This window comes from Dysgonomonas sp. GY75 (assembly GCF_015234155.1).
In the GTDB taxonomy this organism is placed as follows: Bacteria; Bacteroidota; Bacteroidia; order Bacteroidales; family Dysgonomonadaceae; genus Dysgonomonas; species Dysgonomonas gadei.
Genome location: NZ_JADCLQ010000003.1, coordinates 88,883 through 111,933 on the forward strand (window position 1 = coordinate 88,883; position 23,051 = coordinate 111,933).

At 38.6% G+C, this 23,051-nt stretch carries 14 protein-coding genes and 1 tRNA gene; 12 read left to right on the forward strand and 3 right to left on the reverse strand.

Translation table 11 applies throughout. From position 1 onward, the window contains the following. Positions 1-9 precede the first annotated feature (9 nt). Positions 10-3,027 (forward strand): hypothetical protein, encoded by a 3,018-nt coding sequence (locus IR083_RS01690; protein WP_194223003.1) that lies wholly within the window; start codon positions 10-12, stop codon positions 3,025-3,027. A 577-nt stretch (positions 3,028-3,604) separates the two neighbouring features. On the opposite strand, the gene IR083_RS01695 is transcribed toward IR083_RS01690, so the two are convergent. Continuing rightward, entirely contained in the window at positions 3,605-4,150 is a 546-nt protein-coding gene (locus IR083_RS01695; protein ID WP_006797958.1) for an RNA polymerase sigma factor, read from the reverse strand. 578 nt (positions 4,151-4,728) lie between these two features. Between IR083_RS01695 and IR083_RS01700 the strand changes: the two genes are divergently transcribed. Then, positions 4,729-5,895, forward strand: coding sequence for a retron St85 family RNA-directed DNA polymerase (locus tag IR083_RS01700; RefSeq protein WP_194223004.1), 1,167 nt, complete (start codon positions 4,729-4,731; stop codon positions 5,893-5,895). Position 5,896: 1 nt separating this feature from the next. Here the strand turns inward: IR083_RS01700 and IR083_RS01705 are convergent, their stop codons facing one another. Then, positions 5,897-11,698, reverse strand: coding sequence for a DUF3320 domain-containing protein (locus IR083_RS01705; protein WP_194223005.1), 5,802 nt, complete (start codon positions 11,696-11,698; stop codon positions 5,897-5,899). Positions 11,699-11,979: 281 nt separating this feature from the next. Beyond that, a tRNA-Arg gene (locus tag IR083_RS01710) sits at positions 11,980-12,053 on the reverse strand. A gap of 420 nt (positions 12,054-12,473) precedes the next feature. On the opposite strand from IR083_RS01710, the gene IR083_RS01715 reads away from it, so the two are divergent. From IR083_RS01715 to IR083_RS01760, 10 genes are all read left to right on the forward strand, one after another. Beyond that, entirely contained in the window at positions 12,474-14,060 is a 1,587-nt protein-coding gene (locus IR083_RS01715; RefSeq protein WP_194223006.1) for an ABC-F family ATP-binding cassette domain-containing protein, read from the forward strand. Positions 14,061-14,268: 208 nt separating this feature from the next. Further along, positions 14,269-15,087: a helix-turn-helix domain-containing protein gene (locus tag IR083_RS01720; protein WP_006797954.1), complete on the forward strand. Its 819-nt coding sequence runs from the start codon at positions 14,269-14,271 to the stop codon at positions 15,085-15,087. A 129-nt stretch (positions 15,088-15,216) separates the two neighbouring features. Further along, positions 15,217-16,269 (forward strand): NAD(P)-dependent alcohol dehydrogenase, encoded by a 1,053-nt coding sequence (locus tag IR083_RS01725; RefSeq protein ID WP_194223007.1) that lies wholly within the window; start codon positions 15,217-15,219, stop codon positions 16,267-16,269. A 214-nt stretch (positions 16,270-16,483) separates the two neighbouring features. Then, positions 16,484-17,053 carry a sugar O-acetyltransferase gene (locus IR083_RS24880; RefSeq protein WP_006797952.1) on the forward strand — a complete coding sequence of 190 codons (570 nt, stop codon included), beginning with the start codon at positions 16,484-16,486 and terminating at the stop codon, positions 17,051-17,053. After that, positions 17,050-17,205: a hypothetical protein gene (locus IR083_RS01735; protein WP_194223008.1), complete on the forward strand. Its 156-nt coding sequence runs from the start codon at positions 17,050-17,052 to the stop codon at positions 17,203-17,205. Before IR083_RS24880 ends, IR083_RS01735 begins: the two co-directional genes overlap by 4 nt. A 133-nt stretch (positions 17,206-17,338) precedes the next feature. After that, positions 17,339-18,208 carry a helix-turn-helix domain-containing protein gene (locus IR083_RS01740; protein WP_194223009.1) on the forward strand — a complete coding sequence of 290 codons (870 nt, stop codon included), beginning with the start codon at positions 17,339-17,341 and terminating at the stop codon, positions 18,206-18,208. 432 nt (positions 18,209-18,640) lie between these two features. Continuing rightward, entirely contained in the window at positions 18,641-19,246 is a 606-nt protein-coding gene (locus tag IR083_RS01745) for a DUF3575 domain-containing protein (RefSeq protein WP_006797949.1), read from the forward strand. Between the two features lie 19 nt (positions 19,247-19,265). After that, positions 19,266-20,693 carry a DUF3868 domain-containing protein gene (locus tag IR083_RS01750; RefSeq protein ID WP_194223010.1) on the forward strand — a complete coding sequence of 476 codons (1,428 nt, stop codon included), beginning with the start codon at positions 19,266-19,268 and terminating at the stop codon, positions 20,691-20,693. 87 nt (positions 20,694-20,780) lie between these two features. Then, complete coding sequence (locus IR083_RS01755) at positions 20,781-21,899, forward strand: hypothetical protein (protein WP_006797947.1); 1,119 nt, start codon at positions 20,781-20,783, stop codon at positions 21,897-21,899. A 141-nt stretch (positions 21,900-22,040) separates the two neighbouring features. After that, on the forward strand, positions 22,041-22,979 hold the full coding sequence (locus IR083_RS01760) for a FimB/Mfa2 family fimbrial subunit (protein WP_194223011.1): 939 nt from the start codon (positions 22,041-22,043) through the stop codon (positions 22,977-22,979). The last annotated feature ends 72 nt before the right edge of the window (positions 22,980-23,051 follow it).

A 23,051-nucleotide genomic window follows, 5' to 3' on the forward strand; every position in this document is an offset into this window, starting at 1 on the left:
GATAAACAAATGAGGAAACTAATATATTCGATATTGTTTATAATATCGATTTTTGGTATGGTTCTGCAGGCTCAAACAACATGTGATAACTTTACGGTAAACACGGTTGTAACGCCCTCTACCTGCCAAAGTAACGGTACGGTAACCGTAACGCTTACAGGAGCCGACGCCACAGGGCTTTTTAATGTCCAGTATTCGCTGGAGTCGACCGTTAGCGGAGGATTTTTTCTGCTGCCTACAGCTAATAACGTGTTGTCCGGCATACCGGCGGGTTCCTATACGGTTACGGTAAGTGCATTCTGTGATATCCAGGGGCAATACAGCGTGGTGAAAACCAAGACGAACGTAGTGGTAGGCGGTACTTATCAGGTGCCTGAACTTTCATTTGTCGCAACAGGAGTAACATCTACTACTACAGCACCGACTTCGGTTTCACGCAGCTCGTATGCCGGATGTGTGACCGGAAGAATTGTGATGAGCATGAAAAATGGTAACCAAACAACTACGCCTGTGTTTACTATAACCTCTGCCCCTACGGGAATCAGTACTCCACAGACAGTATCCGTTACCCGAAATTCGGGTGGATCTCTGTCGGCCGGTTATACATACACGCTCGACGGATTGTATCCGGCAGGCAATTATACAATAGAAATTAATGACGGATGTTATACTGCATCCCGAAGTTTTACCTTGGGTGAATTGACAGATGTCCCTAATCCAAACGGTACATCTACGACCATGAGTTATTCCGATATTTATCCCTATTTAGGCGATAATCAGGATTGTGCATTAATAAGATTAAGTTTAGAGGCGGTTACTTCTGCTACATCGAATGCCGATCTTTATCAGTATTACAGAGAAGGACTATATGAAATAGGCGCAGCTCCACTGGGTGGAGAGCCGGAGCAGTGGACAGCATGGACAAGCACTAATCCCATATTGGATCTGGGATCGCACCAAATATCCGAATTCTACAGTTCACCCAACAAAATGTCGGTCTATTTCAGAGTTAAAAACTGTCCTACAGTGCGGGAACGATATGACGTATATATATACAAACCGAGCGGTACTTCTACAGGACAGAGGGATTATTGCGATTATGTAAGATTCCGGAGAAGGCCCACTACCTCATATACAAGTGTCTACTGCTATCCGATAACATACAAGGTTGTAAATAATAGTACCGGTGATGTATTGATAGAACAAAGCGGTATAACAAATCCTACTCAAATAGTAGACTCTGTTTCTCTTGAGTATAACACCAGCTATGCCGTTTCTTTTACAGATAAAGCGGGAACAATATACTCTTCTAATGTTTCATACTCTTTCCCAAACATTGCATCCTATACATATTCCGACAACAAATATTGTGACACATGGGAAAATTACTATGACAGGGATTATCTATATTGCTATCCGGTATATGTAGATATAAAGGATTCCGGAGGAACTACCGTAGCTTTAGATACCATATATTCATCGGCAGCCGCCTCTAGTTATTCTCCTCCTCTCGAGTATGATAAGGCATATACATTCAATTTTACATATCCTGGTAGAATAGTGAACGGAAATGTATATACAAGTTCTTATCCCAAAACCGTAGCGAATACACTACCTACCCTGAATCTATCCATATACGAATATGATTATTACGAGGGATGTATTATAAACCGGGGTTCGCTGTATGTAAGCACCGGGTCATCTTCCCGTCAGTGGCCTGCCGGTACTGTGATTACGATAACCGGTCCCTCTTCATTCGGAACAAAAACATATCCACAGACTTCGAGTGATTATTCTTTTTATATTTATGGCGTTGTTATTCCTCCGGGAAATTATACAATTACCGCTGATTATGGTTGCGGTACGCCGTACTCAATGACCACTTATCTTCCGGGTACGTATGATGTGAAGAATTTTACATACACAACAGAAAAGACATGTGATGGAATGAATATAATTCCTTCTGGAACGTTGACTTATATGGAAAATGAGATAACGGCTAACTTCCGTTTATCAGCCGGGCCAGACGGTTACGACAAGAATATCGTTGCTAACGGAGGCAAAATCACACTTTCAGCAGCAGGAACTTATACCTTATCTGTCGTTACAAATGACACTGAAGGCGTATGCGACTTGACGGGCCAAACCATCGTCTATACCGCCCCGCCAATGGAATTGGATAATACCAGAACGTCAGCTTATGCCTGCGTCGGCAGTAATGTAGGTATCATAATACTGCAAGCTGTAAACGGCGTAGCGCCATATACTTACGAATTGTGGGACGAAAACGACACAACCCAGTTGCAAGGCCCTCAGAAATCTTCCGGCCGTGTGGTATACAATTATGGTACTCCCGGTTCAACTTATTCTGTGCACGTAACTGACGATTGCGGAAATTCATTTGCACAACCGGTAACTGTGGCTAATCTGGAAACCGCAAAGCTTGTATATGCCGAATCTAACCCGGTTTGCTATGGTGAAGATATCAAGCTCAGATGCCTCACTTTAGGGATAACGGACTATCATTGGACATATCCAGACGGAACAACTATTGATGGCCAGACTCAGGTGATTTCAGGCGCTAACAGTTCAAAAGCAGGCTGGTACAAAGTGTCCGTTGAAGCTGAGCATTGTGGATCGCCGGTAACAGACAGTATTTATATCTCGGTTTACGATCCTATTAGTATAACGGATCCGGGGCTGGCAAACCAGACATTCGAGATATGTCCAAAGGCAAGCTTGACTTTGGGAGAGGCTGTAACCGGCGGTAGTGGAAATTATACATACAAATGGGAATACAGCAGTAACGGTACAACCTGGTATACATATATGACGACGTCTACTCTTACCGTTACAGGGCCAGCTGACACAGCCGGATCTTATAGTTTCAAATATCTTAGAAGGACTGTAACGGACGCAGCCTGTGGCGGGTTTGTTGAAAATTATCTGGTGAACGCCATCCCATGCTACATTCCGGTAAATCCTGACTTAATGAACTTAGGTACCGGGAATCCGATGAAAAAATAATAATACTATACAACAATTCTAATGCGGTTACCCTGAATGAAACATACGAGTATCTGCTGATTAAGAATAAATACTTTATTAAATAATAACAACAAACGAATAAATTACGAAACTAAGATTTGAAAAATTGATAGCGATAATGCTCTTGCTGGTATGCCTGTGTGTCTGACCGCACACAGGTGACTATCAGCCTTGGTGAAGAACCTGAGACAATGCTCTCATCCCAATCTGAAGCAAACGATTACAGATCTACCCTAATACTTCGGGAAAGTAGGTTTTGCCACTGACCGAAAAGGTCTTACAACATTTCTTCCCCAATAAATCAAAGCCGTCGGGTCACATGACCCGACGGCTTTGATTTATTCACATGATCGATGAAAAAAGGCATCTTAATGGCAATATGGCTCATGACAGGAGTCTGCCCATTTTCGTTTACTCGATTCTTTCTCAGGTAAAACAGAATAGTGGAAGCAGATTTCACAATCTTCTCTTTTTTTGTTGATAAAATTATAAATCGGATCCAGCTATTGAGAGAGTCCTCTAAATTTTTCAGAATCTATATCTTTGACATCCGAAATTATAAAAAGTACAAAAGGAAAATATATGGTGTATTTTTAAGTTTCTCTCTTAAAAATTTAAGGCCGCGGGCTCTGTGTGTTTTTACTGTATTCAGGCTAATATTGAGCATTTCGGAAATTACATTCCATGAATAGCCTTCTATACGCAGCATAATAACCCGCTTTTGTTCGGCAGGCAGTGCTTTTATATGAGTATATAATTGGCGTATGACTTCCTCCCGTATGGTGGCGATATAATAGTCTTCCTCCACAGATTCCAACTCTTTGCCCAAAGTATCTAAAATATTCTTGCGTGTCTTATTGTTCCGTAGATATATCAATGCATTATTATAGCAGGATTTATACAAGTAGGCAGTGGGTTCTTTGATATTTGAGAATGTTTTTTCGGAATTCCATAGCGAGACGAATATATCCTGTACAATATCCTCTGCATGGTCTGAATTTTCAAGAATCCTTGTAACATACGAGCACAATGCAGCATAATAATATTCATATAAAGAAGCCCAAGATTTTTCGTCCTTATTGCTTATTGCCAATAATACCAATCTTTCAACTCCCGTTATAGTTGCAAAGAATAATTATTCATTAGATATAAATATAAAGCAAAGTTAAAGGATTATTTTGAAAAAGTAGGATGAGATAAAGTCGTATTATAGTAAATGATATTATCCGTTTAAATGTTAAAATTGAAAATTAATATGGTTCTGATGTCACCCTAAATCAGAAATTATGTATTTATAATAAAAAGGAACCTAGAATATTAAGATGAAACGAGATATTTATGAGTCTGCATTTCTAATAAAAAAATCTCTTATTATCTAGCTTTGAACCTTAGAAACCTATACATAGTTATATCGGATGTTTTCATTAAATCCTTTCATAAAATAAATCCATATATTTTAACGCCTTCCTATTCTTTACAACTAATATCTGATAAAAATAACTATTTTTGTAAAAGAGGATGAGTAAAAGATTTAGCAAAAAAGAGGTGTAGTCGCCTCATTGGTTCATGCCTTTTCTGAGGTTCAGTAATACTTTGATTTATTACCTGAACCTTTCAGATTCTTAGGTATAAATCAAAGTATTACTGAAAGTAAACGCTCATCCTCTTTTTATTTAAACGATGAATACAATCTTAGTCATACTTATTATAGCTTTGGGATTATGGTTGCTTTACAAACTCTTTAACTCAGGAGGAAAAGACGACTACAACAGAAATACAAGTGGCTATAATCGTAACGCAGATAACTACGATAGAGGAGAAACGAAAAAGGAAAATAATAAAAAATCTATTTTCTCATTTTTACATAAAAAGAAAAGCAATACAGAGAAAAAAGCCAAAAGGCAAAGTATCTTCGCCCGTATATTTTCCGAACCTTTACCTTTCGATGATGGAGCCATAACCTGGTGTGCAAACTTTTTAATTATTGATAAAAATACGTTGATCGGGATATTAAAAGATACTTCTGACCATTACTCTCACTTCAAACTGGGTAAAAGAAGTGGGGGGTATCGTACAATATCGGCACCTGATGCAACCTTGCTGAATGTTCAAAAAATAATCTATAAACGTATATTACTCTCTGTAAATGTGCATCCTGCAAGCATGGGATTTCGTCAAAACATCTCTGTTACGCATAATGCAAAAACCCATTTAGGGAATAAACAAATATTAAAAGCCGATATTACCGACTTCTTCGGTTCAATAAAAAAGCACAGAATAATAAAAGCATTTCGAAGAATCGGATATCCTGCTAATATATCACAGATATTGGCAGAATTATGTACTCTTGAAAATAAACTTCCTCAAGGTGCAGTAACCAGCCCCACCCTTAGCAATATTATTGCATATGATATGGATATGAAACTGGCTTCTGTTGCCGAAAAAAGTAATCTGACATATACCCGCTATGCTGATGATTTAACCTTTTCAGGAGAAAATATCTCTTTTGAACTTACCCTATCCGAAATTGATCGTATAATAAGGGAAGAAAAGTTTGTATTGCAACGAAAAAAGACCCGTTTCCTGACAGAGAAGAAGCGAAAGATTGTTACCGGCATTTCCGTTAGTTCAGGCGAAAAGCTAATGATTCCCAAAGCAAAGAAGCGTGAAGTAAGAAAAAATGTTCATTATATTTTAACAAAGGGTCTGGCTGAACATCAACGATTTATTAGTTCAACCGACCCTTCTTATATGAAACGGTTAATGGGCTATCTCAATTTCTGGCTTATGGTAGAGCCTGATAATGAATATGTAAAAAAGTCTATTGCCGCCTTAAAAAAGGTATAGACTATATTATTACCGCACGTCCATTTTCTACTTTCAAACAGCCTTTATCCATAGCTTTAACTATCCCCCGATGCATTGCGGCATCAACATTCGATCCACCCCGGGAAAAACCCAAAAGCTGGGCTGATAACCTTGATAAATCTGTTGTGGGTAAACTTATCTCATCTGTCAGTATATGCTTCATCGCATTGGCTACTTCTTCGGGTGGAAGATCAACAGCATCTCTCAATCCTGTTCGGAAAAGATCATATTCCATATATTGCTCTTCATTCAACCAATAGAAAGATAAATCCTCATAATGTGACACATAAAAAGGAGTAGACAGCAACAGTTCATTAAGATAACCGTCTAAACGCTGTCCTAATCTTGAAATACCCCATGCCGCAAGTACTCTTTTACAAAGCAACGATTTGCTTATGGGTGCTTCTGTCTCCATGACTTCCTTGATCTGATTCAGTATGACTGCCCTGTGTCCCGGATAGAAGAACTCCTCACCGCCATATGGAGAAGGCATTAATGCTGATATCCGGTAGGATGATATATTATTCTCAACAAGTTCGGCCGGAGATGATATATCCATTGTCATCTCACTTTCCGTCTCTACATTTTTTTGCGGAGTTATAACTTCTATATCAACAACATCTGTTTCTTTGGCAATCAAAGCTTCCTCTATAGCCGCCAAAACCGCATCGGGATTCTCCCACCAGTCTAAAGTCCATATCTTAAGTATTTTCCATCCAAGCATTCTTAGTACGCTATTCTGTACGATTTCCCTATCCCGAACCATTTTGGCCCGTCTGTAATTCTCCCCGTCACATATAATACCAAGTCTATATCTGGACGGATTATCCTTATCTACAATGCCAATATCTATTCTATAGCCTGAGCAACCGATATTCGTATCGACTTTGTATCCTAATTTTTCGAGTTGGCTGGCTATCAGATTGTTTATTGAATATTCAGCAACTGTATTTTGCGTTCTATTTGCTATTTGCCCTCCTTTTTCGGCATATTCCAAGAAACGTTTAAGTCCCGCAACACCGACTGCACCTGTCCGGTTAAGGTCAATTTGATCGGAGCGTAAAGTAGAATATATTATCATTTCGTATCTGGCTCTCGATACGGCTACATTCAGCCTGCGCTCTCCCCCCTCTCTATTGAGAGGACCGAAATTCATACTTATCCGCCCATCCTTATCCGGGCCATATCCTACCGAAAACAGAATAACATCTCTTTCGTCTCCTTGTACATTTTCCAGATTCTTGATAAATATAGGCTCTTCACATTCTAATGCCAGACTCTCCAACTGAGAATTGAACAAGAAAACATCCGACAGTAAATCCTCTATAAGAGATTGTTGCACTGAACTGAATGTAACGACACCGATGCTTCTTTTTCTCAGTTTCTCATCTTTCAGCCTTCTTACTATTTCGTCTACAATAGCTTGTGCTTCCGCTTTATTTTGCCGGGACTTACCCTTGTCATAATGCCCGTCAATAGGAACAAACCTGACCTTAGATTCAATATTATCAGGTGAAGGGAATGTCAATAGTTTATTATCATAATATTCCGAATTACTAAAAGCAATCAAACTTTCATGCTTACTCCGGTAGTGCCAGAGTAAATATTTGGATGGCATAGAAAGAGCTAAGCAGTCGTCCAGAATACTTTCCAGATCTTCCATTTCAATATTGTCTTCGTCTGTAGAATTTACAGAAAAGAAATTAGTTGGAGGCATTTGTTTCGGGTCACCGACTATCACTACATTTTTCCCTCGGGCAATAGCTCCCACCGCTTCATAAGTCGGCATCTGTGATGCTTCATCAAATACTATAAGGTCAAATTTATCTGCATCCACGTCTATATACTGAGCAACAGATATAGGACTCATCAACATACACGGGCACATCCTTGGCAGCAGAGTCGGTATAAGATCAAATAATCTGCGAATAGAAATGCCACGGGCATTGTTCCTGATGTTTCGTTGCAGAATACCTACTTCCGAGTTTTGAGTTGCTTCTCTTGTAAAAGATGGAAGGTTAGCCGCTAGCTTAGCTACCAACTCTTTTCGTGTCAATTGTTCAAAGTCGGCAACCAGCCTTTTGTATTTTTCTATTGTATCATTGAATATTTTCCCTTTAAACAGTTGCAGATTTGGCTCTTTGGAGATAATATATTCGACTACAACTTTGTAAAAGCTTTTATAGAATATATTCAGAAGATTGGCTGTTTCAATGTTGTCATTTTTGTATTGATCGGCGATAAAACCTATTTGCAGAGCTTGCATCTTGTTATAGACAAGTAACCATTGATACCAGTCTTTAAGTTTATCCAGATTATCGTACCAAATGTTAAGCTGCTCCAAAACAGAATCTATCCAGTTGTTCGATTGTTTGTACAAAACATCTTCACTTGTTCCCAATACACTATATAACAGTTGTTCTTGCTGATCTAGCTTCGGTATCAGATTGTTTATTGTAATCAGTGCTTCACCATGCATTCCCCTGAATGTATTGATCCCGTCTGATAACTGTAGAGATAACACACGCTTTATATTTATGGCTTTGGATATATCTTTTGTATGTTCCAGTATTAATGAATTAATAATTGAAGTGTCTGTAATAATCTGTTGTATTGTTTTCCAATCTTCGTTACCATTACGTCCATACTTCTTAAAGTACAGAGGCATATCTTCCTCATATTTTTTCAAATAGGTTTGTTCCGATTGATATTCGATTATATCCTCTAAAGTTGATGATATTTGATCTTTGCTTAATTGACAGGTTGCATATATTATAAGTTGCTTCTTTATAGATCTCTGTCCGAAAAATTTAGGGATAAACCATTTATTTAAGGTCTGATTCCAGTCGAACAGCATTTTCCTGGCATCAAGAGACAATACTCCTTCCGAGAATCTCGAGAGTAAGCTTTGTTTTAAGCGATCTCTGTTTTTTCCATGCTCGCACACATCGCTGTATTCGTCTAAAATCTCGCTTAGTTGAGGTGATATAAGTAACGCAGAAGTAAGTTCCGGTATATTTAGTAGCTTATCAATTATGTTTGTTACAGTTCTTGTATTCTGCTTATCCTTGTAGACATCAAATTCTGCAAATAGACCCGGTAATTGATCGAGCTGCTTTCGAATATCTGATATAAGGCTGATCAGACCTTGAATGCTTTTTGACGCTTCGTCTTTGATTGTGGACGAGTATTGTCCGATAGTAATACCTGTCAAAGGATGCTTATACGGATGCCCGCAAGCATTCGCTGTGGATATCAGCTGCTCTATTGTTTCATGCCATTGTTGAAGCCTGTTTTTATCCAGTTCAGATAAAAGTACTTCGGGTATATTAAATAGAGGATCAGTATCTATTTGTTGATATTTTACAATAGCATCGTAAAGCGAAATGCCGAACGGATATACCTTGTGCAAAGCCTCGATATACTTATTCATTTCAGTGCGCAAGGCAAAAATACGCTCAGCTTCCTGCTTAAAATTTTCAGGAGGTGTAGTCTTTACGATCTCAGTTGTTTCTTTTAGCTGCGAAAGGATCATCCCCTTTTTTGTCTTGTTAGAATGTAATTCCAAGCAAAAGGGAGCTAAACCGATAGCTTCGAGACGGCGTTGAACTACCGACAATGCCGCCATCTTTTCAGCAACAAACAAAACTCGTTTACCTTTATATAAAGCATTAGCTATGAGATTCGTAATTGTTTGCGACTTCCCTGTTCCGGGAGGGCCATGTAAGATGAAATTTCGGCCTTCGGATGCTTCCCAAATGGCCTCCAACTGCGAAGAGTCGGCACTGATCGGCAAAACTATCTCGTCGGGAGGAATCGTGCTATCCAGTGTTTTAGCATCAACTTCACACTCCTCAACGTTCCATTCTATCTTACCGTTCATAAGGCTGGAAACAACATTATTCTCAATAAGCTTATGAGAATTATTATGAATGTCGTTCCACATGATAAACTTATTGAAAGAGAACAGTCCTAAAATTGCTTGTTCCTCCACATCCCATTTTGGCTGATTTTTTATGCTGTTTCTAATAATTGAATAAATGAGTTTAACATTCACACCACTATCATCCACGGGCAGAGGGTCTAATCCTGAAATAGTAATATTGAAATTCTGGCGAAGCATTTCCAACAATGTAATGTTCATCATTGTTTCTTCCTCTCTGGAACGTATTACATAGCCTTTTGCTGCCGATTTACGTATTATTTCGACAGGGATAAGCAGTATTGGTGCATAGCGCGGACGCTCACTCGATTTTGTTTCGTACCATTTCAATAAACCTAAGGCTATATACAACGTATTAGCCCCGTTCTCCTCCATGGCTGTACGTGACGAACGGTACAAGTACGTAAGGGCTTTGCCCAGTTCGTTTTCGGTCAGATAAGAGCGAAGCCGTTTTTGCGTCAATTCAGATTTTATCAGGTCTGTTATAGGATCGGCATCTGAAACTGATTTGTAAAGTCCATAATCAAACAATGGATTGTCCCAATCGGTGGGTTTATGCATTATTCTAAATTCTTCTCCATCGGCTAACGCATCTTCGAATAAATCGAGATTAGCAGAAATGAGTTGCAATGTATTCTTTGTAATCCTTATATTCAGGAGATTATTCCGCAGGCTTAAATCGAGGAGTTTGCGCTCCCACAGTAACTGTTTGGTAACAACAACCTCTGAACTTATTCCTGACAAATCGTAAGGATTTATAGTTTGAGGTGTTGCTTGTGACCTGTCTGAGACGGGCAATACTTCTTCTTTTATTTCCCAATGTTGCCCATTCAATATTCGTTGCGGAATTGGTTTAATTCCTGAAAAACGAGTCCTCTTTATATCTATAGCTAATATGAAACCGGGTTGTGAAATACACTTGTTGGCAATTTTTACAGCCTGATCGAAATCGATATTTTGTCCCATATTCATGCAGGTGGTCTCGACTAGTGTGATATCATTAATACCGTCAGCTATTCTCTTATTAATCAGAGAGACATCCTCAATCACACTGTCGGGAGATGTTTCCGGTACAAGCCATCCTCCTGCGAATGCATGTCCGTTAACCACTATAATAAGCGGGTGTATCCCGATTGCTTCCAGGCATGAGGCATATAGCAAGGCCATATCAAGGCAAGTACCCAGTTTTTGAGTCATCACTGAATCTACAAGTCGGATTCGTTGTCCGTAGTCTTCAAAACTAGCGGGTACAGTGCTGTATATAATTTCCTGTTCGGCAATGGCTGTATATATGGCAGCCATTTGTTTTTGTACTCTATCGGGATTTCGGCTTTGGTATTCGTCCAATGACGGGCTACCTGTCCATTGTTCCAGGATAATTGCCGCCCGTTTGATTACAGGTAGTGCTGCCGGATGATTTGGCGTAACAAATGCAGATAACATTTCCGGTAAAACAGCAATACCTCCCCACTGATCGTAAGCCAAAACATTGATAGGGTATTTTTCTTCAAACAGGAGTTCCTCTTTTGAATATATCTTTAGCGATATATCTCCGGATATGCGTTCTGTAAGTTGGGCAAAGTAACCGGCAGAGAGATTTAACTTAGGTATTTCGACTCTTATCTTTTCTTTTGCATTGATTATTTCTACGGATATAGGAATAGCCGTTGCGAAGCCGGGATCTGCAGTTAACTCTATCCTTAAATCCTTTAGTATTTCTTCTGTCAGGTTTTCTATCGAAAAATCACGTATAACAGATACCCGATTCTGTTGCATGGCAAAGTTTACAACAGGCAGATAAGAAAATTCAATATTAAGTTTACTTTGCTCATTTTCCATAACTAGAGAACTCTTTGTTATAATTAGTTTGAAATACTTTTTACAAGGTTTAAAGATAATAATCTATCCCGCAATATTCACACAACTTCTACTATTTACAGACTTTACCATCTCAATCTCCGTACTTATCTGTTCCCCCATATATTCGGCATGTAAGGATAGTAGCGAAAAAATAAATTCATAGGAGTAAAAAATAGATGTGTTGAGTAAATGTCATGCAAGCATAAAATAAAAAATAGCTACAAACAATTTGTTTGCAGCTATTTAATTTACGATATAAGTGATCCCGAAGCGATTCGAACGCTTGACCCACAGCTTAGAAGGCTGTTGCTCTATCCAGCTGAGCTACGGGACCATCCTTTTTGCTTTTAGCGAGTGCAAAGATAGTATATTTTGGTTAAAACAAAAGACTTTTAGCGAAAAGTTTTCACAACAGAATGTGATTGGTCGAAACAAAAGATTGTAAATATATTGCCTTTATCGATAACATTTACTACTTTTACCCCGAACAATAAAAACACTCCGATGAGAATGTAAAAAAACTTTTACCATACACAGGTTTATTTCTCAATTGTTTAATTGACTATACAGTATATTTTTAATATCTGTTCTTCTGTCATTTTTTATACCAACATGTAATTCTTAAATCAGCAAAGCAAATACAATGCTTCTATCCGGTATGTAAGACGGATATCATTTCTGGCACTCTGTACTGGCATTAATTATGCCGTGTTCGGGATATCCAAGTTTTCAATATTTTAAAATTATATCTATCATGTGTATTTCCGTACAACAATTAACATATACACATCCTGATAAAGAAGTTCTTTTTCAGGGTGTCAGTTTTTCATTAACTAAAGGGCAGAAAATAGCTCTGATAGGAGATAACGGTTCTGGCAAATCGACTTTAATGCATTTGCTGAAAGGAGATTTAAAGCCTTCATCGGGCGAAATAATCTGTTCGTCTGATCCATACTATATACCACAGCATTTTGGGCAGTATAACCAGATGACTGTGGCTCAGGCGTTGCGAATAGACAGTAAGTTAAGAGCTCTGCATGCAATTCTCAATAACGATGCTTCCTCTCAAAACTTTTATTTACTCAACGATGACTGGACAATAGAAGAACGTTCCCAAGCTGCATTATCCCAGTGGGGAATGGGACATCTCCCGCTTACAGCATCTTTGGATAGTCTCAGCGGAGGTGAAAAAACGAGGTTGTTTCTTGCAGGTATAGACATACATGAACCGGGGCTTATCCTGTTCGATGAACCAACAAACCACCTCGATTATCACTATCGGGGAAAATTGTATGATTTCATCACATCATCCCGTAAGGCAATGGTTATCATCAGCCACGACAGGGCTCTTCTTAACTTATTGCCGGAAACCTATGAGTTGAGAAAGGATGGAATTACTTATTATGCAGGAAATTACGAGTTCTATAAAATCCAAAAAGAGCAAGAAGTACTATCTTTGCAGGTAAAGCTGGAAGAACAGGAAAAAGAACTGCGCCTTGCACGTAAAACAGCGAGGGAAATAGCGGAACGAAATCAAAAACGGGATATTCGTAATAAAAAAAATGTTGAGCAGAAAGGAATAGCCCGTATTGTGGTCAACACATTACGAAACAAAGCAGAAAACAGTACAGCAAAACAGAAAGGCACACATGAACAGAAGATGGGATCTTTAAGAGAGAATATCAACGATATACGAAAATCCATGCCCGATATGAAAGCAATGAGAACAGATTTCAGTGAATCAGGGCTGCATGCGGGAAAAATACTGGTTTCGGCAAAAGATATAAATTTCAGCTACAATGATAATTCTTTGTGGAAGGATCCACTGAATTTCCAGATAAAGAGTGGTGAGCGAATATTGCTTCGAGGTAGTAACGGATCGGGTAAGACTACTTTATTGAAACTAATTACAGGACAATTGCTACCTCAGCAGGGGATATTGGAACTGGCCGGTTTCACTCACGTGTATCTCGATCAGGAATATTCTATCATCAATAACAGACTGACGGTTTATGAACAAATACAGCAATTTAGTACAGGACTGCAAGAACATGAAATAAAAACGATACTCAACCGCTTTCTTTTCTCTTACCAGTCCTGGGATAAAGAGTGCGCTCTTCTCAGTGGCGGTGAAAAAATGAAACTTGCTCTCAGTTGCCTGATGGTATCCTCTAACACACCCGATATATTTATCCTGGACGAACCGACAAACAACATCGATATCCGGAATATTGAGATACTCACTGCTACAGTCCGGGATTTTGGAGGAACGGTATTGCTCGTATCGCACGACATGTATTTTATAAACCAGATGGATATCGATTATGAAATAGAGCTTTGATAGATTAAATAATAATGCTCATTATCTTCACCATTCATGTAAAAAACAATAATCCCCGATGAGCCCGTGAACAAAAACACTTGAGCTTCACAGCAAAAACAAATCGGTTTATCTTCTTTATTTTTGGATAATAAAAATAGTTCTATCAATCCATAAGATTGAGCTTGTGAGCGAAAGAATAGTTATATTTGCAAAAACCAAAGATAATATGGAACAGAGAGTTATAGTGGAAACGTTAGATTATTCCGGCATATTTCTGTCGTGCTATACCAACGACAATACCACATGTGTACATGCAACAAAAGACCATACGCTGCTTTATCTCTATTCGGGCGAGCATGTGATTGATGATAATGGGCAACAAACTATTATTCGCCCGGGAGAATGCGCTTTTATTCGTCGTGACCACCGCATCACGATGTATAAAAATCACACAGAAACAGAACAATATAAGGGGATTTCCCTGACTTTCCGCCGTAACCTGCTTCGCGAATTTTACAATAAACTGCATAAAAGCGAAATTCCAAAATCGGTATCCGAACTTCACGAAAGTGTATTCAGGATCAAACCCAGACCCGATATTACAAGCCTTTTTCAATCACTCACACCCTATTTCGATTCCAAAATCAAACCCAGCGATGAAGTGGCAAAGTTGAAGTTGCAGGAAGGAATATACTGCCTGCTCAATACCAGTAAGGAATTCTTTCCAATACTGTTCGACTTTACCGAACCCTGGAAGATTGATATTATCGAGTTTATGAACGAAAATTACATGTATGAGCTTTCGATGGAAGAAATAGCGTCTTATACTGGCCGTAGCCTGGCAACTTTTAAAAGGGATTTCACAAAAATCAGTGATGTACCGCCCCAAAAATGGCTTATTCAAAAAAGGCTGCAGGTTGCTTACGAAAAACTCAAAAACGAGGATAAAAAAGTAAGTGACGTGTATGTTGAGGTAGGTTTTAAAAACCTGTCTCATTTCTATTCAGCTTTCAAAAAACAATTTGGATACTCCCCAAAGAAATAAAAGGATACCTGAGCCTTTCAGCAAAAAAATCTGAGCCTTTCAGCAAAAGAATCACAAAGTTCTTCTGTTAATTTTGTCTCAAACCAAATAATACTGAATATTGTTATATAAAAATAAAAAATAAAGAATATGAGTACAAGACGAGTAAAAGCATTTGGAACAGAGGCTGCTGTAGAACCTTTAAAAGATTTAAATATAGAGCGTAGGGAAGTTGCGCCCAACGACATAGAAATAGAAATTCTATATTGTGGTATTTGCCATTCCGATTTACATAGCATTCATAATGATTGGGGCAGTACTATATATCCGGTCGTTCCCGGGCATGAAATAGTTGGCAGGGTTACAAAAACAGGTAATAAAGTAACTAAATTCAAAGTCGGGGACTTGGCAGGTGTAGGCTGTATTGTAGATAGTTGCCGCGAATGTGAGCATTGCCATGAAGGAGAAGAGCAATTCTGCGAAAAAGGATGGACAGTTGTATTCAATTCACCCGACAGCAAGCACGGAGGAGTCACTTATGGCGGGTTTTCTGAAAGTATTGTTGTAGACGAAAACTACGTTGTACATGTACCCGATACTTTAGATCTACCGGGCGCCGCACCTATCCTCTGCGCCGGCATCACGGTTTATTCTCCGTTGAAACACTGGAATGCCGCACCAGACAAGAATATCGGAATAATAGGCATAGGAGGTCTGGGGCATATGGCCATAAAGATTGCCAAAGCAATGGGCGCTTATGTTACAGTGTTTACCACATCTCAATCGAAAGCTGACGATGCAAAACGTTTGGGGGCAGATGCTGTGATCATTTCTTCCAATGCCGAACAAATGAATAAATGCCCGAAACAGGATATGATATTGGATACCGTTTCGGCAAAACATGACGTCAATGTTTATCTCAACTTACTGAAAACAGATGGTTCTTTGGTAATAGTAGGCTTACCTAACGAGCCATTGGAAATAGGTGCCTTTAATGTGGTAAAAGGACGGAAAAGTTTCTCCGGCTCCAATATCGGAGGTATAGCCGAAACACAAGAGGTATTGGACTTCTGTGCAAAACATAACATCAAAGCCGATGTAGAACTTATCAATATACAGGATGTTAACACTGCCTTTGAAAGGCTGGAGAAAGGACAGGTTAAATATCGTTTTGTAATTGATATGGCTTCTTTAAAGAATTAGAAAGGCTGATCCGGGTTTATATAAAAAGGTAGCAGGTAATCTGCTGCCTTTTTTATTATGAGGAAGCTACCCATAAAAAGTATCAATAAAAAAGCAGGATGATCCTGACAGCAAAAACCATTGAGCCGTTGAGCAAAAATACCCTGGATTAACTATCATAATTTTGCATTATACATAAATAACGACATCTGACTATAAACGATAAAAAAATAAGATGGATATATTTGCAAGAATGAAACAAGGGGATTTAATCCTTGAAAATGACCCCGAATATCCCCAATTATATGAGGCTCTTCTCAGAGGAATGCGTATTACAGGCTTACTAAATGCGTCCTATCACACTAAAGAACAAACCCGTGATATTATCAGTGAACTAACCGGACAGCAATTGGACGAAACAACATGGATTGTACCACCATTTTATACCGATTTCGGTCAATTTATCCGCTTGGGTAAAAAAGTATTTGTCAACAGTGGATGTATGTTTATGGACAGAGGAGGTATCACATTGGAAGACGGTGTTTTTATCGGACCGAATGTAAACATAATTACGGAAAACCATGCTGAAGAGCCCGGATTACGGCACAATGTCTATACAAAACCTATCCTTATAAAGCGTAATGCCTGGATAGGCGCAGCAGCAATTATATTACCGGGGGTTACGGTCGGAGAAAATGCTATCGTTGCAGCGGGAGCTGTAGTGACTAAAGATGTGCCTGATAATATGATAGTAGGTGGTAATCCGGCAAGAGAGATAAGGAAAATAAAAACAAGCTCATTATGAAAAAGATAGCTACCGTATTAGTCTCTATTATGATGATAACAAATCTTTCAGCATGTATCTCCAATGATACGAACGATCTGTATACACCGGAGATCAACAACAAAGTCCAAAATATACATATAAATATATCGAGACTGAAAAATAGTATCTAAATACAAAATTATTTACTATAAGTGAACATAAAAAATGATTATTGGTTGAAAGGTTATTAATAATTATTATTCACATGCCTGACTTATTTTGTATATCAGGCAGCTTGTTAATTAACTTAATATCCTTATACCAATGAAAACCAAGACACCGGATCTTACATCTGAAATGTATATCAAAGATGTTGATGAAATTTCTGTATCTCTTGATGTATGGAACTTAAAAGAAAATCAGGATTTTGAATTTATTGCCAGAGAAAATAAAATTCTGCTGGTAATAAATGGAAGTCTAAAATGCTCCTTGCCCGGATATACTGACGAAAGTCTCAGTTCCGGTCAGATGATATTCATATCTATAGGTACGCGTTGCCTGATAAATACCATAGAAGGAGTATCTGTCATATGTTTGAAACCCGGGTTAATCCTAAGCCGCTGTAATCATTCAGACCTTTACCAACCCGAATTACCTGAAGATAAATTGACAGTTCTGAAATTCACCCCGATTATTTCAGCATACATTGATTCATTAAGGTGGTTTCTTAACATGAACTTCAAAGACCATACTTTATATATCTGCATAAAGACCAGGGAGCTCTTTTACCTGATGTCTATTTGCTATACTCACGGAGAAAGAAGTCTCTTTTTTAGAAATTTAGCTTCAAGAGACAGGGATTTTTCCGATTTCATATATCAGAATTACAGAAAAGTAAAATCTATAAATGAACTGGCCAGTTTGTCCTTCTATAGCCGTTCCGGTTTCGAAAAACGTTTCCGCAAAACCTTTGGAGTACCGGCATCTCACTGGATCACCTTGCGTAAGGCTGCAGATATATATCATGAAATACGCCGGAGCCGGAAAAGCATTAAACAAATCAGTTTTGATCATGGTTTCTCATCCCTGTCTCATTTTCATAAATTCTGCAAAGCAAAATTTGGCTTATCACCCGGATTTATACGCAAACAGATGCGGACAGATGACGAAGTTATAAAAAAGGCGAAAAAGTAACTAAAAAAGGAAAAAATATATGATATTTTTTAATTATCTAAAATTTATTTTTGTAACTCGGAAATCACGAAGACAACAGTTTAAACTTACTAATACATAATAATAGAGAAATTTATCTTCATTTAGACTAAGACAACAAAACATTAAAAGAATCATTAATCTGGTAAATTTAACAGAAAAGAATAAAAATTTAGAAAAGCATATTCTGCTATGTATGAATATACATAGCTTAATTAACACCCCTGAATAAAAAATAAAATTTGTGTTAACGCGCCATTTAAGAGGGTGTACTATCCGGAATTTATAAATAATGACTTTATAATAACAAAAGAAGAAGAAGACAACAAAAGAAGACAACAGTACAAGTAACAAATAGGCTAAGTCAAATTGATTTTTTATAAAATCAATAAAATAACTACTCAATAATATCCGATGACCAAAAGAATAATATTTCTCACACTGTTTATCTGTGGGACGGTTTTTCAGGGTAATAGCCAAACTATCTCTGAAAGAACCGGATTCCCCTCAGGAAGGGAGGCAATGCCTTTACTAGGGCTTAAATCCAATCTGATTTATGACCTGACAACAACCTTGAATGTGGGGGTTGAATACCGTTTATCCGAATATCTGAGTTTGGATATATCCTTCAACTACAATCCCTGGACATTCTCAAACAACAGAAAATTCAAGCATATCCTTATACAGCCGGAGTTGCGCTATTGGATCAACGAGCCGTTCAACACCCATTTTATAGGCACCCACCTCCTTTACAGCCACTACAATGCAGGAAATTTACCTTTCGGGTCTTTAAAAGATTACCGTTATCAGGGCGATGCTTACGGATGGGGTATATCTTATGGCTATCAGTGGATTCTTTCTCCCCGTTGGAATTTAGAGGCAACGCTCGGTATAGGCTATGTTCATTTCGACTACACACGCTATGAATGTGAAAAGTGCGGACGAGAACTGGGCACCGGGAATAAAAACTATTTCGGTCCTACCAAAGCAGGTATCTCTCTTATTTACATTCTTAAATAATAACATATCAAATAATATTATGAACCGGACAAAATATTATACCATTCTGTTTATAATCCTTTTACAATTTACGCCATTATATAACATTGGGCAAAATACACATGTGGAAGATATTAAAATAAAAGAGATAAACGATAGTTTACAGGTGAGCTACCGGATAAACACGAACGGGAACCCCGTTACCAACGGCCAAGCCATATATCTTAGTCCCATACTAATGATGAAGGGCAACCACTACCCTCTACAACCGGTAATCATTGCCGGAAAGAATAAACAGCAGGTACTACGGCGATGGGCGAACAACTATAAAAGAGAATTATCGTCCTGCATTATTAATCCTGAACTACAAAATGATCCAGCGCTTTACTTTAATGTACAAATACCCTATCTGCAAAAAGTCGATTCTGCCCGTATGCTTGTAAAGTTAGAAACTCTACACTATAGGGGTAAACATACACTTACATCTGATATGACCGTAAGTCCTGTTATTCCGGCAAATCAGGAGACATATACTTTTTCGCCCCAAGTCAGCTTTATCATCCCTAAAAAAGAAAATAAACTTCATTGTGTGCAAAAAAGTAGTTCTGTATTTTTTAAGACAGGACATTCAGGCATACTCCCGGCATACAGAGACAACCAGACAGGGATATCCGAAATGGAAAGAATATTGAGGGATATAGTTAATAATAAAAATATTTCTCTGGAATCAATATACATACACGGATATGCTTCTCCTGAAGGAAGATATGGAGTAAATGAAACTTTAGCCATGAAAAGAGCATTGGCTCTGAAAAATCACATCAGGTCAATGTTTAATATCCCGGATAATTTATTAAAAACAGATGCAACCCCGGAAGACTGGCCTGGCCTGACTACACTTATCGAATCTAAAGAATTGATTAGCAATGAAGATATCCAAAATATTATATCCATAGCAAGAGATGATGAACGCGAGGCTGCATTGAAACAACTAGACAATGGAAAGCCATATCATATAATACTAAAAGAGTTATTTCCCATGTTAAGGCGTGTAGAATATCAAATCTGCTATTCTATCAAGGATTATAGTGGGGATGAAATCAAAACATTAGAAAAAAGTAATCCTGAAAGCTTATCCCATCGGGAGCTTTACGATCTGGCCATGAGCTATGGAGAGAACAGCACCGAATATAATCGATTGCTCACAAAGACTATTCCTTTTTACTATCCCAAAGATACAGTAGCGATCAACAATGCTGCCGCAGTCTCGATTAAAAACGGAGACTTAGATACTGCGCGACGCCTTTTAGAGCAGGCTGCCCCAAGTGATCTGCTATACAATAATATGGGCATAATCTATATGTTGGAAGGTAATCGGGAAGAAGCACTCCGTTGTTTCGACAAAGCCATTACCTCAGGTAATGAACAGGCTGTATATAATAAAAAGGAGTTGCAGCGTAAAAAATAAATAAGCTTTACTGACATATATAAAAGCAAATAATTCATTTATAAGTCAAATCAATCACATTGAATCAATTTTAAAAACCAACAGCGTATGAAAAAAAAATTCAGCTATCTAGCATTATTAGCCATGGTACTATTACTGGGCTTTAGCGGTTGCTCCAACGGGGAAGATACAGAACCCGTAGATAATGCAAAACCAAAAAGTGTATTCCTGAAACTTGGCAAGAGCGCCGTCACACCTCATTCGGTAAGTAGTCCGGTGAGTAATGGAACCGATGTAGTCCTACAGTCGGGAGATTTATATTTCGTAAATGCATCAGGCGCCATATTAAAGCATTACACGATAACCTCTTCTACTACAAGTGCTACGAATATTAATATGACAGAAGCTCATAACGGAGCATCGATAACCAACCTGCCCGGAAATACAGAGATGGTCTATGTTGTAGGTAATACGTCCGGTCTTCCTACTTCGGGCAACATTTCCACAGTACAGGAAGTTGTATTGCAAGTGGAATCCCAGAATGATATTGAAGACGCAAACCTTTACGGAAGCGGCCCACTAGTCGATCCTGTATCACCTGCTACTGCCTATACCTGTGAGGTTGATCTTAAACCTACCGTGGCACGTATCGAACTAACGGATATTACTTCCAGTGGTGTTATTACTGATTTTAAAGTAGATGGTATTTTCATCGATAATTATTTTTCACAGGCTTTAGTAAAAGGAAGTGTGACCAGTACCGATTTCGTGGAAAACGGAGCTGTGGCGGCAGCATTTAATGATGAAACCAGTGAATATCCGGCCGGGCTGAAACCTGCCATCTATGATTTCTATGATCCGGCACTCTCTGCCTCTACAAAAGTAGCTAAGCCTGCAGGTACGGGTACAGTATGGGCCTATAATTTATTTGCCTCATCCACCGGTAGTACAGTTCCCCGTATAATCATACGCCTGAGTGATATCGTAACAAATGATGGTTCTACATATACTGCTCCGCAGTTTGTCACGGTCAAAGGATTTAAAGCTGTTTCCGGAGGAGCTTCTCTAACAAGTATTGAATCGGGTAAAATATACAAGATAGCAGCAGGAGCATTGACATTCAATGAGACCGACCTGTCTCCGATACCAAATTTAAGCCTGATCGATATAGAAGTAACAGTTAATCTGGTTGCCTGGACAGTAGTAGGTGTAACGCCTGAACTTTAATGTATACAGCATTCTTCGGGGAAAGCCGACTATACTTTCCCCGAAGGGTCATTATACAAATCCGCCGGATATAGAGAACGGCTGTAAGACCAGTCATATCACAGAGAGATGCGGTTTAGTAAGAATCTAAAGGCTTAATATATGAGATTGTTCCATTTGTTTTTCGTATTGTTTACCATCCTGATATTCAGCAGGTGTATTGATGACAGTTCAAGTGAATGCCCGGTCGGTATCGATAAAAATTTTATACTGAAGTTTCGTTATGTAAGCGATGGACCCGAAGAACTTTTTATCGAAAAAATAAAAAGGGTGGACGTATTTGTTTTCAAGGAAGACGGACAATATGTAATGACCCAAAGTGCAGACCTGGCTGCATTAACTTCTTTTGCCGGAATCATGATGGATCTTGATCCGGGTAGTTACCGGATCGTCTGCTGGGGAAATGCTTCCGGAAAAACATTTTTCAGTCCGTTAAGTACAAATAGCATGATGAAAGATGCTTTTGTAACTCATACTGCCCTCAGAAGCGGAATTGCTGCAACGAATGGCGACACATTATATTATGCATTGGATCATACCGTATTGTCCCCGTCATTAAAAGTCACGACAGTATCCGAAACAGTGATAGAACGGATACTCGATTTTCATAATGCATTCATAAAAATACAGGTCTATGTAAAAGGGCTTTCAGACAAAGGTCCTCAGGGGCAACTGCTTGCACCGATAGTAGAGATGACCGGAGTTACCAGTGGATACAATTTCGAGATGCAGACTTTCGGCAATGCTGTCCATTATCTTGATATATCCGCATTTGAATACATATCAGGAGAAAAAGTCGCTGCTATAACATTTTACACACTTCGTTTCCAAGATGACAATCCGATAGAAATAAAGATTAAGAAAAGTTCCGACGGCAGCACTCTTACAGTAATCAATCTCAAAGATTTTATGAAAGAGAATAATATAACAGTAGAAGGTATAGAGAAGGCTGTAGTACCTATACTGGTTGAATATAAAGAAGCCTCTGTAGAAATAAGTATTCCCGAATGGGGACAAATACCGGTAGACCCGGAATTATAAACATATCAGGCTGGTGAATCGCCCGGTTCCTTTCCGGTCTGTATATATCACAGCGCGAAACACAGAAACAAA

Bases quoted from the DNA above. Each gene is read 5' to 3' on its own strand.
- IR083_RS01725 (WP_194223007.1), top strand. From the start codon at position 15,217: ATGAGTACAAGACGAGTAAAAGCATTTGGAACAGAGGCTGCTGTAGAA.
- IR083_RS01690 (WP_194223003.1), top strand. From the start codon at position 10: ATGAGGAAACTAATATATTCGATATTGTTTATAATATCGATTTTTGGT.
- IR083_RS01700 (WP_194223004.1), top strand. From the start codon at position 4,729: ATGAATACAATCTTAGTCATACTTATTATAGCTTTGGGATTATGGTTG.
- IR083_RS01760 (WP_194223011.1), top strand. From the start codon at position 22,041: ATGAGATTGTTCCATTTGTTTTTCGTATTGTTTACCATCCTGATATTC.
- IR083_RS01750 (WP_194223010.1), top strand. From the start codon at position 19,266: ATGAACCGGACAAAATATTATACCATTCTGTTTATAATCCTTTTACAA.
- IR083_RS01745 (WP_006797949.1), top strand. From the start codon at position 18,641: ATGACCAAAAGAATAATATTTCTCACACTGTTTATCTGTGGGACGGTT.
- IR083_RS01740 (WP_194223009.1), top strand. From the start codon at position 17,339: ATGAAAACCAAGACACCGGATCTTACATCTGAAATGTATATCAAAGAT.
- IR083_RS01755 (WP_006797947.1), top strand. From the start codon at position 20,781: ATGAAAAAAAAATTCAGCTATCTAGCATTATTAGCCATGGTACTATTA.
- IR083_RS01720 (WP_006797954.1), top strand. From the start codon at position 14,269: ATGGAACAGAGAGTTATAGTGGAAACGTTAGATTATTCCGGCATATTT.
- IR083_RS01715 (WP_194223006.1), top strand. From the start codon at position 12,474: ATGTGTATTTCCGTACAACAATTAACATATACACATCCTGATAAAGAA.
- IR083_RS01705 (WP_194223005.1), bottom strand. From the start codon at position 11,698: ATGGAAAATGAGCAAAGTAAACTTAATATTGAATTTTCTTATCTGCCT.
- IR083_RS01735 (WP_194223008.1), top strand. From the start codon at position 17,050: ATGAAAAAGATAGCTACCGTATTAGTCTCTATTATGATGATAACAAAT.
- IR083_RS24880 (WP_006797952.1), top strand. From the start codon at position 16,484: ATGGATATATTTGCAAGAATGAAACAAGGGGATTTAATCCTTGAAAAT.